The following is a 13475-nucleotide window of genomic DNA, read 5'->3' on the forward strand; positions in this document are numbered from 1 at the left end:
GATTTTATACTAAACTAGGGAAAATCTCTATTTCAGTTGTCCGATTTCTATTCTAACAGCAGAGACATAGAATATTACTGTATAGGAGGGGGTGGGAGTAATGGCACAATCACGCTGTATAAAATGTGGAGGCAACAAATTTGAGGTTGTCCACGCCAATAACCTCGAAGGAACGATTCGAGCCGTGCTCTTCGTTCAGTGTACAGACTGCGGATCGGTTGTCGGGGTACTAGATTTTCATAATGTTAGTGTAAAAGCAGAACGTATGAAAAATGATCTGAAAATGATGGCTGAGAAAGTATTGGATCGGATAAATGATACCAAGTAAAGAGGGGGGCCTAAATAAGTAGCCCCTCTTTATTGTCTAAACGAAAAGGGGCCGTATCGAAACTAAGTTTCGCCACGGCCCCTTTTTGTGTCTGTGTTATCTTTTGGTTTGTATTAAAGGTAGATACCACTTTTTATCCCATTATCACTGCCATCTTTCTCATGTTATGAGCAATACAGTGGAGACCCCATTTAATTTTAACCTTCTCTAACCCTTTTAAGAGGAATCGGCGCATGCCAAAGTTGCCTTTGATATCCCCAAAGACACTTTCGACCTCGACACGACGTAAACTCCGCAGTTTCAAGCCTTCTTCAGAACACAAATTCTGTCGTGCCTGTTCTTTCAATGCGTTCAGGTTCCGATTTATGTTAATTCTTAGCAAAGGGTTTTTCAGACTTTACACATCTATCTTTGTGGGGGCATCCAGAACAATTTAAACATTCATAGACTCTTAGGACATTCTTATACCCATTGTCGCTCTTGCGGTTGTGCTCATATAGGAAAACTAGGGTTCTGTCGTAGCCACAAACATATTCGTCTTTGTCTTCAATATACTTGAAGTTCTGTACGTTTGTAATATCTGCCTTCCACTTTGTACTGGCTTCTTTATGAAACGTATTATATTTAACGTAGTGATCTAACTGACGTTCGTTCAAATACTCATAATTCTCATCGCTTCCATAACTGGCATCAGAGATAATCTTCTTGGGGACATTGCCACCCAATAAGTTCTTGAGGGTCTCTAGATGCTCTTTCATGCAAGTCGTATCACCAGGCTTCTGATGAATGCTAAATCCAACGATGAATTGATCCTCTGTCCCGATTTGAACATTGTAACCCGGCTTTAACTGATCGTTTTTCATAGTAAAGGAGATAGATCCCAATGGATACAGAAAGTTTAGCGCATACGCAGTGGAACTATAAATATCACATAGTGTTTGCCCCAACCTATCGAAGGCAAATAATCTATTGAAAAATCAAAGGGGATAACTATACCCAGCCCTTATAGAGCTAGAGCAAAACATCCCTTGAGCGGGTGGAAGTGATTGATATCTTGACGTTTTATGGTGATAGAAGATTGGATGTACTTAATTTCAGTAGCAAATTATTAATTTAGAAATAAGATGATGGGAGACTCTATATTTAAGGTTTATCCAATGGGCAACACTGCTTCCACTTTCTTCAAAGGAGATAAGTGAGCCCTCTTGGATAATCTATAAAACTTAAAGCTGAAGATAATTTATAAGAAAGAGAGGTAAGGGAGAGGTGGCTGGTGTTGCTACTATTAGTTTCTGTGGTGTTTTGTTGTTGTTAATACTTATTATTCTCATGAAAGTACGTGCTGGATTTAGCGAGATTGATGAAAAGTTCGGAAAACCATATTTTTCCAAACTAGTAAAGATTATCGGTGGTCACCCGGACCTAAAAAGAGGGTCGATGGCTATTTCACTTCATCCCAGGGATGCAATAGCTTTCAATTGCAAAGTTTTTTTATTTTCCCAGATCAGTTCAATTAAGATCATCACTCAGTTGCCTATCCAATTAAACAATGGTAGAAAAACTATTGTAGATGCTGAAGTAGACGAACAATATCTTTGCATTGAGGTTAAGGATGAACATGGTGAGCACGAAGTTATTTTTACCACAAAATCAGATTTTACAGAATTATCACATAAATTAATACAAAAATGGAATAAGTACAACTTTCTAAGCTAGTTAGAATTTGGCCTCTTTATTCTGTTTATTAACTAACTATTCATATGTCTCCCTAAAAACTTACAAATTATTATTATGGAATAATTTGGTGAAGATTATTCCTATTTTTATCGAAAGGATTCTTGACTAGGGAAGATATTAAATTTTGAACTTTGTAACAGCCAATCGTTGTGACACATACAGTGTAAGGAAAACAGAGAGGGGAATTTAATTGCTGAAAAGCTTGCACACCTCACTCGACGTTGACATAAATTGGGGGTGAGAGGGAGTGGAAGGGCACCGTACGCGATATTCTCCAAAAACTCTTTTGAATTTAGAAAGGCAGGTAAACAGAATGAAAAAAGACATTGATTCTTCAAGCTTAGCAGAAGTTGTGGACCGCATCTTAGACAAAGGTATCGTTATTGACGCATATGTCCGTGTATCTCTTGTGGGAATCGAACTTCTTGCGATCGATGCTCGTGTAGTTATTGCGAGTGTGAACACCTGGCTGAGATATGCAGCAGCGGTTGGCTTAACAGAGCTTCATCACGACTTCTAAATCGGAGGAGCTTTGTTAGGGAGGGGGAGAAGCTCCCTCCCATTTATTTATTACAGTAAAGGAGAAAAATGATGAGTATGAATCTTGCCGAATTAGGTCGTGTATTATGCCAGGAGTTTGACCAAAGGAAGCTCGAATTGGCTACACTCCATACGGAAATTCGTACAAAAGTTATAAATGATCGGAAAGATCTGGAGAAGTTGCGATCTGCTGATCAGACTAATCAACAGATCGCGAGAAAACAGATTTTGAAGGATACTATGGGTTTATTAGATAAGTGTAGAGATGAAAGGAAGACTATGTTACAGGGAATGAAGGTTGACAGAATATCGCAAATTAATGAAATAACGACCTGGATTTGTGAGCGGGGAGAAGAATTGAAAGGCTGGCAAAAAGCGGGAGTTTATATGTCAAGAAAGCCTGAAGAATCGAAGGGTGAGCAAAAAGCAGGAGGTTATATGTTAAGAAAGCGTACAGGGAGGTAAGGCAATTGTCGGATGCATTCATCGAAACCGCATATTTTAAGGACCTTACGAACCGCGCTTTGCTCTATCTCCAAGCTGGTTATGCCGTTCATTTTTGTGGACCAGCCGGAACGGGAAAGACTGCTCTGGCAATGCATATCGCTGAGCTTTTGGGTCGCCCGGTGGTAACCCTTCAGGGCAACGACGAGTATAAACCCTCTGACTTGGTAGGAGGGAACTCGGGAATGCGCAGGAAGAAATTGCTCGATAACTATGTTCATTCTGTTTGGAAGGCTGAAGAATCCATGGATAGTGTTTGGTATGACGGAAGAATAACTCATGCCTGTAGAAACGGTCATACTTTTGTCTATGATGACTTCACACGTTCCAGACCAGAAACCAATAATGTACTCCTTTCTGTCTTACAGGAAAAGACTCTAGATTTATCTGCAATTCAAAAAGGAGAGACAAGGTTAACTGTCCACCCGGATTTTTCAGTGCTTTTTACCAGCAATCCATCAGAATATGCAGGGGTACACGTGCTTCAGGATGCGTTGAAAGACCGCGTTATCACTATAGCGATAAAAGGTTTAGATCGTGAATCTGAGGTGGCTATTGTTGCAGGCCGATCAGGTTTGCCCTGGAGGGAAGCAGCAAGAATTGTTGATATCATTCGAGGAATTCGAGGAAATGATATAAAGAAGCCTAGTATTCGTGCAGCGATCATGGTCGCTACAATCTTGGCTACAAAAGGATCAAAACCTTCCAGCTCAAACCCATTATTCTATCAGATTTTAGTGGATGTCATAGGTTCAGAAATTTCTTATGAAAATGACAGCGAAAACAATTCTTTACTATTTAAACGTATTGAAATGGAATTAGATAAATATACCCTTAGAGAATAGGAAGTGAAAATGATGCGTCAGCCTTTACCTTTAAGGCCGAAGCTAATACGACCTGCGATACGGGATCATAAACCTAACTATTTTCAGATGCATGTATACGACCAGGAATTACAACGTCTCGTGGCAGAGCGAGCTGAGATAGCTAAAAGAGTTAACGTGATAGAGGAAAGAGTAAAGGTCGTTCAGAAGGAATTGCTCAAAATTGAGCGGATGCTTAAAAGAAGTGCAGAAGTCGTAGGGTAGCTTTAAGCATTACTGCTGGCTTTAAAATAAAACAGCAATTTTTAACTTTTGTCATGATTTCTGATCCCTATCATATATATGTCATAGGCAAGGTTAGGGAGGGGGTCAGATCATGGCATTAAGTAAAAGCGTAGAGTCAAGTAGTTTAGCGGAGGTCATTGACCGTATTCTTGACAAGGGAATAGTTATTGATGCTTTTGTCAGAATTTCATTGGTTGGAATCGAACTCATTACCATTGAAGCGCGTATTGTGATCGCTTCAGTGGATACCTATTTAAAATACGCTTCCGCCATAGGGCTTACCCTTGCTGGCTCTTCCTCGATAATGAGGAATTAAAGGAGGAGATGAAGCATGGATATCCAACAATTGGTTAATGACGTAAAAACCTTCTTTCAAAGTGTTTTGGAAAAGGAGGCAAGTGTCATTGGCGTTAGGCGGCAAGAAAACGGTTGGGTAGTACAAGTTGAAACGATTGAGGATTCAGACTATCAGCGGCGCAGAGCACTTGATGATGTTGTTGGGCTTTACGAAGTAGAAGTTAGTGGAAATCTAGAAATTTTAGGGTACAAAAGAATTGGATTGCGCGAACGAGACGAAATTGGTCAAATAGACGTGGAATAGGGGCTCAAAGTCGTGTCGTGACATGACTTTCTTTTTGGTACCAATCAGAAATTCCATATTTTATGTGTCCTTTGTCCCTATCACGACACCATACCATTTATGCAGTGTTCCAATCTTAAGCATCCTCGTTTGAGTTAATGACCAGCGGATCGGTGCAACTAGGCAGTCATCTTCAAGAGGCTAAAATGCTTCCCTAGTCAAGTTTTCTATATAAGGGGTGGGAAATTTGTATTACAGTTACGGTATAATTCGGGCGAACTCTATCGAAGTCGATTCTCTAAAATTAGGTTCTGAACAAGAGCCTCCCTGCCTCATCGTGGAAGGGGATCTGGGGATGCTCTGTGCTAAGATTGAAGATGATTTGATGACTACAGCAACGAGAGAGAGTATGAGTCGTTATACGGAAGTACTCTGCCAAGTCATTAAGCAAACAACGGTAGTTCCTTTGCGTTTTGGAACTTTATTTGATCAAGAAGAAGAAATTCATAGAGTTCTTAAAAAGGAAAAAAAACGTTATTTGAAATTTCTTACTGATCTAGACAACAAAATAGAAGTCGAACTCAAGGTTTGGTGGAAAAAAGAGAGTTACCAAGAAACAATGCTGAAAAACAAACGCTTAGGGCGTTGGAAAAAAGCGATAGAAAGAGGGGAAGGTCAGGGTTACGATGTCGTTGAGTTTGGTAAGGCAATTATGGAAGTGGCGGATAATGAGCGTAAAGAAATAGAAAAGGTGTTTATTGTAGCGCTTCGTCCCTTGGCCGCCGAATGGTTAGTCAAAGATCCAATGGATGAATTCCAAGCCTTTGATGGAGTTTTTTTAGTCGAACGCCAAAAGGAAGAGGACTTTGATCAAGCTGTTGGAACTCTTTTTGAGAAGCACAGTGCAACAATGATTTTTAAATATACGGGCCCATGGGCACCACATCACTTTGTAGACGAAAAATAAACGGGAGGTTAGTTCTTAGCCTGGAGGACAGATAAAGTATGTTTGGATTTTCGATTTGGGCGATCAGACAAGTTATTGAACATGCAGAAGAAGAGTACTTTAGCCCTGAAGCCATACGGCGAGAACTCAGCCAGAGGCAGTATATGTTGGAAAATAAAGAGATTACCTTGGAAGAATATCGCGAACATGAAATGCGACTATTTGCGCGATTGATGGAGGGTCAGGAAAGAGGGATAGAGGAATGAAGTGGTCCCCTCAAGGTTGGGAACAAAAATTAGAACGGCTTATCAATCAATGCGAGGACGAGGTTATCTCAGAGTTAGAAGAAGTGATTATGGCTCGTTTGAGAAAGGCAGCTGAAACTGTCATCGAAGGCTTTTTTGAGCCTCAAGTGAAGAGTGGGTTTTCGGAAATTGAACCAAGAGAAGTCTTTGAGGAGGATAAAGAGGACCTAAGATGTATTCCCAGTAATGTCAAGAATACTAATCAAGGCGACGAGGTGCGTGATTTCAGCAAAGCTGGTTACGCACCATTAGCTAATGAAGAGGTATTATATGCCTTTGGCATTATTCAGGTAAATCGAGAGGGCGTGGTTGATTTACCTGGTATGGAAGACAGACCTTGTCGTATTGTTGAAAATGGAAATCTGGGTATGCTTGTCTGCCCAGTCCTTCGTAAAGAGTATAATGAAGAGTCCCTCCATCTTTATATGGAGGATATGGCCTGGGTAGAGAGTCATGCACGGCGTCACGAAGAAACCTTATTGAAAACAATGGAGGGCAGGTCGGTCATCCCTTTACCATTTTGCACTATATTTACGGATGAAGAAAATATCAAACGACAATTAACTCAGAACGCTGGGGAGATCCAAGCTGATTTGCAAAGACTGGGAAACCACAATGAGATGCATGTTAAACTCTTTGTTGATCGTAAACGGCTTTTAGAAAAGCTTCATCAAGAGCTACCGTATTCAGGTGGGCAAAGCGGAGGGGGGTATTTTCAAAAACGTCAATGGGAGAAAAAGATTGAAGAAGAAATGGAACGGGTCATGAATGACTATGGCGAATCTCTTTATCAAGATTTAAACAATATTTCTGCGGAAGTCATTCTCTTAGATAAGGCAGGAGTTGTTGCGCCGGAGGGGCAGCAGGTTGTTTTTTCGGTCCAGTACCTAATGGCTAAGGAAATCCGTGAAGAATTGGATAAAAAGCTTAAAGAATTTGACGAAACGGCTGATTCCTTTGGCTTTATTCTAGATGTATCCGGTCCTTGGCCTCCCTATCACTTTTCACAGTTAATTAAGGAGGAAACTATGGGTGGGTGATATTGCAAATTCAAAACAAGTTACGCTCCTTGAAGTTGTGGAGAAATTACTTGATAAAGGAGTCGTTATCTCCGGGGATCTTATTCTTAGCTGTGGTAATGTCGATTTAGTGTATTTAAATTTAAAACTTATTCTTACCTCGGTACAGACGATGCTTGAAGGAAACACCATAAAGAAAGACGTGAATCTATGAAACTACCCTATCTTTTGGGTTTCGGACGTAATTGTGCCGATTTACCCAGTACACCACCGTTGTTGACAAAATTGACAACGGTAGGTGAGCACAGTGTGATTTGGTGTGAGTCCCCCCCAATGGAGATCTTCACCATGAAACAAGACTTTCTCTTGGCTATGTTGCAGTGGTTTGAGCAAATCCGACAGCTTGAACTAACTGTGCTGCCGATACAGTCCGGTGTGAGTGTTTTAAATGAGGGTCATTTGGCAGAGCTTTTACGAACTTATAAAAAGGAATTGAATCTGTGTTTTGACAAAGTGGAAGGGTGCTCGGAGTATTGTTTGACCATCATTCAGAAGAATCAGAACAACGTTCATTTATCATATGCATCGTTAAAAAAAAATGTGCGGAGCGGAAAAGAGTACCTTGATCGGATGAGGATGTGGCATCAGTTGTTGGAAAGGGAAGTGTCGCAGGCTCGTGAGGTGATTTGGAATTTTTGCTCAAGGTTAACCCCGTGGATTAAAGACTGTTGGTCTGAAACCCCTCAAACGCGGGGAGAAGGAATTAATCTGGGTTTTTTAGTGCCCGATACATGTCAACAAGAGTTTATCAATGAATTAAAATTACTCTTGGCTGAAATTAATGTCACAGATAAATGGACTGGACCGTGGCTCCCTTTTCATTTCAGTTCATTTACTTTAAAACCAGAGAGTTTTCTTATTCACGAATCGTTGAATTGGGGGAATGGGAGGGTTACTTCATGATCGAGGATGACGAATCCGGTGAAAAGATTGCAGAGTGCGTTATAGATTTTGAAGGACAAAGCGCTGTTGGTCGAGTTAATGCTAATCAAGATAATGCGGATCAAGGGCTTGCTAAGCTCGTACTTACGTTGGTGGAATTATTAAGGAGAGTCATGGAGCATGAAGCTTTGAGGCGCATTGATGGTGGGACATTAACTGAGAGAGAAATAGAAGAGATGGGAGAAACCTTCTTGAAATTGGATAACAAAATGCTTGAAATGCGTGAGATATTTGGATTGAAGGAGGAAGATCTAAACTTGGATCTAGGACCTTTGGGAAATCTTATGTAGGGTGGGGTGGGAAGAAAAGTGGCAATTCAACATTCGAACAACAGTAGTGGCTTAGGAGATCTTTTAGAACGCATTCTGGACAAGGGAATCGTGATCGCCGGGGATATCAAAATTTCATTGGCTGATGTTGAACTATTGAATATTAAAATACGTCTTCTAGTGGCATCTGTGGACAAAGCTAAGGAAATGGGAATTGATTGGTGGGCACACGATCCTTATCTTTCATCACGCGCCAGAGTTGCTGAGCAACAAGCGATTACTGCAAATGTAGAACCAGTACATATTCAGTCGGATGAAGTCTCAGAAGTTACCTCAGTGCCAAAAGAAGAGAAAGAGCCGATAATAAAAAGGCCGAAATATCGAATTTAAACATACAAGAAAGGGAGGGTGAAAGCTTTCCCTTTCTTGCAATATTATCCAATGATTAGATGCTGTGGATATATTTCTGCTAAGAGTTTGCTTTATGAGAAAAAACAAAGAATATTAATCACTCTTGTCCGAGGTAAGACATATGCTATGGTAGGACAGGGAGAGGAGGGAAAATGCATGAAAAAGGATGTCGATTCCTCAAGCTTAGCAGAGGTTGTTGACCGTATTCTGGAAAAAGGAGTAGTCATCGACGGATATGTGAGGGTTTCTTTAGTCGGAATAGAACTTTTAACGGTCGATCTTCGTATCGTAATTGCAAGTGTTAATAGTTTTTTGAGATATGCCTGCGCAGTAGGGCTAACCACCGAACATCATCACGGCGACCTGTTTTAATGAAAGGGAAGGAGAAATCCTTCCCTGTATTTTTTGTGATTGTGTTCGAGAGAAAGGGAAAGTCCTAGACATGTTGGGATAAATAATTGTTATACGAGTGAGGGGGAATTTACTCCGTTCTTACATTGGACAGACTCTCTTTATCGGCGACTGTTTCATAAGCCTCCAATGTGATCTTAGCAACTTTAGACCAAGTATACAGGTTGCGTATGTGCTGCATTAAGGGCAAAGGAGAGGCATTAAAGGATTGTTCAAGGGCAGTACGTAAGCTTAGGTCATCTTGTGGGTGCACATAAAGGGCCATATCCCGGAAATACTCCTTAGGGCTCCCTTGGTCTGTTGAGATCACGACAGTACCGCACCCTCCAGCCTCTAAGCTCGACAAGCCTGGGGTTTCAAACCAACTGGGTAGGGCATGTACTTTGGCCGCCGAATAAGCTGAAGCAAGTAGTGCTCCCTGCAGAGTACCAATATGGGTGACGTTTGAATGAGACTTTACATTTTCATAATAATTTAAGTCGTTAACAGGCCCTAGGAGAACTAGAGAAAGATCAAGATACTGACAAGCCTTAGCCAACCAAAGTTGGTTTTTCCTTGGGGAAATTCTTGCAACACAAAGCACAAATTCTTTGGGGAGAGCAGAGAACTGTTCCCGGAATAGCTCAGGGTTTGAGCCGATGAATGAATCAGGAAACCCATTCGGTACTACTTGATAGGAAGCAGATTTGAGAAAGTCCTGTTGGAGAACGTCCATCTCAATCTGACTATTGGGGAGTAAGAGATCACATTCGCCCACGAGGCGAGCTCGCATGGGTTGCATATGTTTCCAGACCGGTAGGGCATTGGGACTTCCACCTTCTCGCTTAAAGTAAGCGTTTGGAGGCCAATAAATAGGAGAGACGATAATTCTTTTTCTTTGCTTTTGGGCATTAAGAAAAAACATATAACTTTCTTTAATACGCGTGATATTGAATATATGAACTAAGTCATAGGGAGTTAAATCAAGATTAGGATTAGCGGAAAAATGTACTTCAACGCCAAGTTTTTTTATTTCTTGCCCAGTCGATACTATTTGCACAGTATCGCCGGCAGGGGTTTTCAGAAAGTCTGGGCGAGCTTGGAAAAGTACCTTCATAAAGAATCCTCCCAAAGAAAACTAGATAAAGCAAATGGTAATAGCGTGAAAATATTACAAAATACCATAAGAATTTCAGGATTAAGAAACATATACTTAAGAAGCATGGAATTAAGAAACCAATAAATGATGAGTAGTAAGAGGAGTTATAACTTTTGTAGAAACTTATGAACGGACTGGATGCGGTGCTGATAAGTATGGTTGCGGTACACTTCTTCTTGTCCTTGGCGAGCAATTTTTTCTCGTAGGTCTTCTCGGCCTAAGTAAAAACGCACAAGCTCTAATGTTTCATCAGGATGACGGCTCCAGACGAGATGGACATGGTTTTTGAAATAACTTTCTATAGCGGGTGTCCAATGGGTTAGAAAAAAGGCTCGACAACCCAAGGCTTCAAAAGTTCGCATGCTCATCATCGTGGGAGAGTCTATCACGGAATTTAATCCCAATACAATTTTGGTGGACGAATAAGCACACGGTAATTGATCGTGAGGTAAATAGCCTTTATACAATCTGGACTCCAACGTGTAATTATCTTTGTTTGACAGCCAGTCTTCATTCCCGAAAACCTTTAAATCAAATCCTCCAGATCGTAAAGGAGTAAGGATTGTTTCCAGCCCAATCTTCCGTTGAGGATAGGAAGTATAGTAGTTAGCAACCAAAAGTAAATCGCAAGAATACTTAAGTAATGGTTCTGTCGGTTGATGAAAAGAGGGATTACAGGCAAAGTGAAAATAGAGAGCTCGTATTTTTTCCCGCTGATAAAGGAATAGACATTCTTTGGCTGGAGTTAGAACCAGACTAGCCCCACGTGCCAAAGGACGAGACATATGGCGCCAGTCTGGGGGATCATCAATAGCCCAATAGACTAATGGGAGTGAATAACGACGTAAGATTGGGAAAAGTTTCTGGGCAACTGTGGAGATCGAAACTCCTTCAGCTAAAGCAAACTTGGGTTTCCAGCTCTTTAATAAACTTGCCAAACGGTCCTCCCAACCCGATTGGTGAACAGGGATATAACGAATGTCATCCAATGGGGAAAAACCTGAGGCTAGTCCTTGACACAACAAAGATGAGTTATTTAAAAAGAGAATGTTCATTAATAATGTCTCCATTGATGTTTAGTTTGTTCTATCGCAACTTCCAGGGTTTTAATCAAGGTTGCGGAGTTAATACGGTATCGTTGAGCAGCCTGCTCAATGCTCATATTGAGTAAGTTTTTGGCCCCTCAACCAGATGTTAGCATGCCAAACTTACGAAACGTTTTGGCTGTCTGAGGATACTTACATAAAATTTCCCCAACATTGGTAGATAAATCTAAGTTATCCATTTATTCCAAAATCCTCCTTTGCTTTTAGGGTCGTCTTTTTCTGATTGTAGATGACAAATCTGTGTTTCAAGTTTCTCAAGAGAGGAGTCACTCTCCTCTTGTTTGACTAGCATGACCCTGAGAACTTGTGATAGACTTTGTGTTTCCTTTTCCAGATTGGACATAGCTTCCTTGACGGGTTCAAGTTCATTAAAGAATGGTGGATCTTCTTGTTTGGGTTGAAGAGCATTTTCAGAAATCACTTCTATTACTTGGTCAAACTTAGAGAGCATGTTTTGAACGGCAAGATTGAGGAGTGCGTTTTCTTGTTCGAGATGGGCGACTGTTTTAATCAAGGATTGAAGTTGATCCGGTTCTTTAATTGGCATTGCATAAGAGACCTCCTCGGTAAGCTTCTCAGGAACTTGAGTTTCTTTAAGAATGCTGGATTTCTTAGATGGATCGCATACTTGAAGTGTTTCAAGAGTTTCAGAGGTTTCAGGAATTTCGAGTTCCTCTGAAGCTTCTGTTTTAGGTGCATCACCAACGATAGGTATTTCAACTGTAGCTTTAGAAATTCCAGGTACTTTGATTACGTCAGGTATAGGGGATTTATCTGGCGGGTTTGGTAAATTTAGTTCGCGTAGGTTTATCGTTGCAGGGATGTTTGGAAGAGGGTCACAATGGGAAGAAAGATGCTCTGGATAGAAGGTCGGTACGGGTGGAGGAGTGGGAGGAGAAATGGGAGAGTTAACTTGGTTAGGAATTGCACAGTAGGGCGAAGGTGGCGGAGTCTGAAAATTAACAGTGAATCCCAATTCACGGTAATATGCCGGAGCGTGCCTCATTATTGGATCTTCTAACCAGTAAGTTTGATGAAAATACTTTCTACCTTTGTGAACCCATTGTAGGATTTGATTAAAAGGGGTGTGAGAGGAAAGCGTTTTCCATCCTTTTCCATCATTTTGTAGGAGGATTTCTTCTCCAGTATATATAAGGAGCCACAAGACTCCGCCTATCTCTAAGGCACCAATATTTTTACAAGAAGAATCAAACGTTTTGATTGGGGCCAGTGACGGATGCCATATACTAGCTAGTTCGTGGGCATCCATCTGTTGTGCTGAACGGAGTTCGAACTGTCCCGTTGGTGTTTTAACGATCCAGAACAGATGATGAACATTGTCGGTTGTCATGAGTGCAGCCATATCTATAACTTCACCGGGAATTTTCAGTGTTTCGGTCGGTGGTCCCCATATGTGAAACGTTCCGTTAAAGCGGTTTGTAAAGAGAATAGAATGCCTCCCTTGGAAAGTTACGGTACAAAAATGGAGATTTCCCTGATTATCCAAGTTGACGTGATAAAGGGGCTCTCGTGGGTGAACGACTTCTCCCATATGAGTACTGTGCCAAGAGGCCCCATTCCAGAAACAATGTTCGATACGCCAAAGTTCGGGTATAGATTGGTGAGTAGAAGCGTAAAAAATATGTATTACCTTACCTTGTGGAAACAGGAAAAGCTTGCGATATCGTGTGCCGCGTACATCCAATTTAGCAATTAAGGTTGTTTGAGGTGTACTCGCTCCAGAAATAAGGGTGTAACACAGATCTCCACTTGATTTGAGTACGACGAGATGAACAGTTTTAGAATCGGTCATAATCCCGTGGGCTAAAAGAAGGGGCTCTTGGATTCGATAAGAGGGTTCATGACTGTTTGCTATAAACAGCGCACATCCCTGAAAGTCAATATGTAAGTATGAAGATTCACTTTCATAGGTTAGGAGAAGGGGACTTAAAGCGTTTCGAGTTAGGAAAGCCAATACGATCACTTCCTTTTTCATTATTTAAGTGATCCATTCCGTGTAGAGAAAGGGCCGTTTATGGACGGCCCTTTCTCCGGAAGGGCAATGATTTA

21 protein-coding genes and 1 pseudogene are annotated in these 13475 nt (G+C 41.1%); 17 read left to right on the forward strand and 5 right to left on the reverse strand.

Features of this window, described 5'->3' with window-relative positions:
- Positions 1-100: 100 nt before the first annotated feature.
- On the forward strand, positions 101-328 hold the full coding sequence (locus tag LJE72_RS23275; protein WP_229250359.1) for a hypothetical protein: 228 nt from the start codon (positions 101-103) through the stop codon (positions 326-328).
- A 133-nt stretch (positions 329-461) separates the two neighbouring features.
- On the opposite strand, the gene LJE72_RS23280 is transcribed toward LJE72_RS23275, so the two are convergent.
- On the reverse strand, positions 462-710 hold the full coding sequence (locus tag LJE72_RS23280) for a transposase (protein ID WP_312038964.1): 249 nt from the start codon (positions 708-710) through the stop codon (positions 462-464).
- Entirely contained in the window at positions 697-1191 is a 495-nt protein-coding gene (locus LJE72_RS23285; RefSeq protein ID WP_229250360.1) for a transposase, read from the reverse strand. Before LJE72_RS23285 ends, LJE72_RS23280 begins: the two co-directional genes overlap by 14 nt.
- Positions 1192-1211: 20 nt before the next feature.
- On the opposite strand from LJE72_RS23285, the pseudogene LJE72_RS23290 reads away from it, so the two are divergent.
- The 16 genes and pseudogenes from LJE72_RS23290 to gvpA form a co-directional block, all read left to right on the forward strand.
- Positions 1212-1298: pseudogene (locus LJE72_RS23290) on the forward strand (IS200/IS605 family transposase); the annotation flags it as partial.
- A 296-nt stretch (positions 1299-1594) separates the two neighbouring features.
- Complete coding sequence (locus tag LJE72_RS23295) at positions 1595-2044, forward strand: hypothetical protein (RefSeq protein WP_229250361.1); 450 nt, start codon at positions 1595-1597, stop codon at positions 2042-2044.
- Between the two features lie 334 nt (positions 2045-2378).
- Complete coding sequence (gene gvpJ / locus LJE72_RS23300; protein ID WP_034140498.1) at positions 2379-2585, forward strand: gas vesicle protein GvpJ; 207 nt, start codon at positions 2379-2381, stop codon at positions 2583-2585.
- Between the two features lie 71 nt (positions 2586-2656).
- The gene (locus LJE72_RS23305) at positions 2657-3070 is read left to right on the forward strand and encodes a hypothetical protein (RefSeq protein WP_229250362.1); all 414 of its coding nucleotides are present in this window, start codon (positions 2657-2659) and stop codon (positions 3068-3070) included.
- Positions 3071-3075: 5 nt separating this feature from the next.
- A complete protein-coding gene (gvpN, locus tag LJE72_RS23310) occupies positions 3076-3954 on the forward strand; it encodes a gas vesicle protein GvpN (protein ID WP_229250363.1) in 879 nt (292 codons plus the stop codon).
- Positions 3955-3963: 9 nt separating this feature from the next.
- Positions 3964-4197 (forward strand): hypothetical protein, encoded by a 234-nt coding sequence (locus LJE72_RS23315; protein ID WP_229250364.1) that lies wholly within the window; start codon positions 3964-3966, stop codon positions 4195-4197.
- A 112-nt stretch (positions 4198-4309) separates the two neighbouring features.
- On the forward strand, positions 4310-4534 hold the full coding sequence (gene gvpJ / locus LJE72_RS23320; RefSeq protein ID WP_229250365.1) for a gas vesicle protein GvpJ: 225 nt from the start codon (positions 4310-4312) through the stop codon (positions 4532-4534).
- Positions 4535-4549: 15 nt separating this feature from the next.
- Positions 4550-4819 (forward strand): gas vesicle protein GvpO, encoded by a 270-nt coding sequence (gene gvpO, locus LJE72_RS23325; RefSeq protein ID WP_229250366.1) that lies wholly within the window; start codon positions 4550-4552, stop codon positions 4817-4819.
- Between the two features lie 226 nt (positions 4820-5045).
- Positions 5046-5765, forward strand: a complete 720-nt coding sequence (locus tag LJE72_RS23330) for a GvpL/GvpF family gas vesicle protein (RefSeq protein WP_229250367.1) — start codon at positions 5046-5048, stop codon at positions 5763-5765.
- 38 nt (positions 5766-5803) lie between these two features.
- Positions 5804-6010, forward strand: coding sequence for a gas vesicle protein GvpG (locus LJE72_RS23335; protein WP_229250368.1), 207 nt, complete (start codon positions 5804-5806; stop codon positions 6008-6010).
- Positions 6007-7089, forward strand: a complete 1083-nt coding sequence (locus LJE72_RS23340) for a GvpL/GvpF family gas vesicle protein (protein WP_229250369.1) — start codon at positions 6007-6009, stop codon at positions 7087-7089. The genes LJE72_RS23335 and LJE72_RS23340 overlap by 4 nt, the downstream gene beginning before the upstream one ends.
- Positions 7082-7282, forward strand: coding sequence for a gas vesicle protein (locus LJE72_RS26095; RefSeq protein WP_229250370.1), 201 nt, complete (start codon positions 7082-7084; stop codon positions 7280-7282). Before LJE72_RS23340 ends, LJE72_RS26095 begins: the two co-directional genes overlap by 8 nt.
- Complete coding sequence (locus LJE72_RS23350; protein WP_229250371.1) at positions 7279-8031, forward strand: GvpL/GvpF family gas vesicle protein; 753 nt, start codon at positions 7279-7281, stop codon at positions 8029-8031. Before LJE72_RS26095 ends, LJE72_RS23350 begins: the two co-directional genes overlap by 4 nt.
- Positions 8028-8360, forward strand: coding sequence for a gas vesicle protein K (locus LJE72_RS23355; RefSeq protein ID WP_229250372.1), 333 nt, complete (start codon positions 8028-8030; stop codon positions 8358-8360). Before LJE72_RS23350 ends, LJE72_RS23355 begins: the two co-directional genes overlap by 4 nt.
- 18 nt (positions 8361-8378) lie before the next feature.
- Positions 8379-8729 (forward strand): gas vesicle protein, encoded by a 351-nt coding sequence (locus LJE72_RS23360; protein ID WP_229250373.1) that lies wholly within the window; start codon positions 8379-8381, stop codon positions 8727-8729.
- 177 nt (positions 8730-8906) lie between these two features.
- A complete protein-coding gene (gene gvpA, locus LJE72_RS23365) occupies positions 8907-9122 on the forward strand; it encodes a gas vesicle structural protein GvpA (RefSeq protein ID WP_229250374.1) in 216 nt (71 codons plus the stop codon).
- A 109-nt stretch (positions 9123-9231) separates the two neighbouring features.
- On the opposite strand, the gene LJE72_RS23370 is transcribed toward gvpA, so the two are convergent.
- The 3 genes from LJE72_RS23370 to LJE72_RS23380 all read right to left on the reverse strand — a co-directional run bounded on the left by LJE72_RS23370 (position 9232) and on the right by LJE72_RS23380 (position 12768).
- The gene (locus LJE72_RS23370; protein ID WP_229250375.1) at positions 9232-10257 is read right to left on the reverse strand and encodes a glycosyltransferase family 4 protein; all 1026 of its coding nucleotides are present in this window, start codon (positions 10255-10257) and stop codon (positions 9232-9234) included.
- A gap of 146 nt (positions 10258-10403) precedes the next feature.
- Positions 10404-11354: a CgeB family protein gene (locus tag LJE72_RS23375; RefSeq protein WP_229250376.1), complete on the reverse strand. Its 951-nt coding sequence runs from the start codon at positions 11352-11354 to the stop codon at positions 10404-10406.
- 217 nt (positions 11355-11571) lie between these two features.
- Complete coding sequence (locus LJE72_RS23380; protein ID WP_229250377.1) at positions 11572-12768, reverse strand: hypothetical protein; 1197 nt, start codon at positions 12766-12768, stop codon at positions 11572-11574.
- Between the last annotated feature and the right edge of the window lie 707 nt (positions 12769-13475).

The organism is Desulfosporosinus shakirovi (genome assembly GCF_020595055.1).
Lineage (GTDB): Bacteria > Bacillota > Desulfitobacteriia > Desulfitobacteriales > Desulfitobacteriaceae > Desulfosporosinus > Desulfosporosinus shakirovi.

What these genes read in the sequence shown, in the direction of transcription:
- LJE72_RS23285 (WP_229250360.1), bottom strand. Translation starts at nt 1,191, where the DNA reads ATGAAAAACGATCAGTTAAAGCCGGGTTACAATGTTCAAATCGGGACA.
- LJE72_RS23340 (WP_229250369.1), top strand. Translation starts at nt 6,007, where the DNA reads ATGAAGTGGTCCCCTCAAGGTTGGGAACAAAAATTAGAACGGCTTATC.
- LJE72_RS23375 (WP_229250376.1), bottom strand. Translation starts at nt 11,354, where the DNA reads ATGAACATTCTCTTTTTAAATAACTCATCTTTGTTGTGTCAAGGACTA.
- LJE72_RS23355 (WP_229250372.1), top strand. Translation starts at nt 8,028, where the DNA reads ATGATCGAGGATGACGAATCCGGTGAAAAGATTGCAGAGTGCGTTATA.
- gvpA (WP_229250374.1), top strand. Translation starts at nt 8,907, where the DNA reads ATGAAAAAGGATGTCGATTCCTCAAGCTTAGCAGAGGTTGTTGACCGT.
- LJE72_RS23315 (WP_229250364.1), top strand. Translation starts at nt 3,964, where the DNA reads ATGATGCGTCAGCCTTTACCTTTAAGGCCGAAGCTAATACGACCTGCG.
- LJE72_RS23350 (WP_229250371.1), top strand. Translation starts at nt 7,279, where the DNA reads ATGAAACTACCCTATCTTTTGGGTTTCGGACGTAATTGTGCCGATTTA.
- LJE72_RS23275 (WP_229250359.1), top strand. Translation starts at nt 101, where the DNA reads ATGGCACAATCACGCTGTATAAAATGTGGAGGCAACAAATTTGAGGTT.
- LJE72_RS23370 (WP_229250375.1), bottom strand. Translation starts at nt 10,257, where the DNA reads ATGAAGGTACTTTTCCAAGCTCGCCCAGACTTTCTGAAAACCCCTGCC.
- LJE72_RS23305 (WP_229250362.1), top strand. Translation starts at nt 2,657, where the DNA reads ATGAGTATGAATCTTGCCGAATTAGGTCGTGTATTATGCCAGGAGTTT.
- gvpJ (WP_229250365.1), top strand. Translation starts at nt 4,310, where the DNA reads ATGGCATTAAGTAAAAGCGTAGAGTCAAGTAGTTTAGCGGAGGTCATT.
- gvpO (WP_229250366.1), top strand. Translation starts at nt 4,550, where the DNA reads ATGGATATCCAACAATTGGTTAATGACGTAAAAACCTTCTTTCAAAGT.
- gvpJ (WP_034140498.1), top strand. Translation starts at nt 2,379, where the DNA reads ATGAAAAAAGACATTGATTCTTCAAGCTTAGCAGAAGTTGTGGACCGC.
- LJE72_RS23335 (WP_229250368.1), top strand. Translation starts at nt 5,804, where the DNA reads ATGTTTGGATTTTCGATTTGGGCGATCAGACAAGTTATTGAACATGCA.
- LJE72_RS23380 (WP_229250377.1), bottom strand. Translation starts at nt 12,768, where the DNA reads ATGGCTGCACTCATGACAACCGACAATGTTCATCATCTGTTCTGGATC.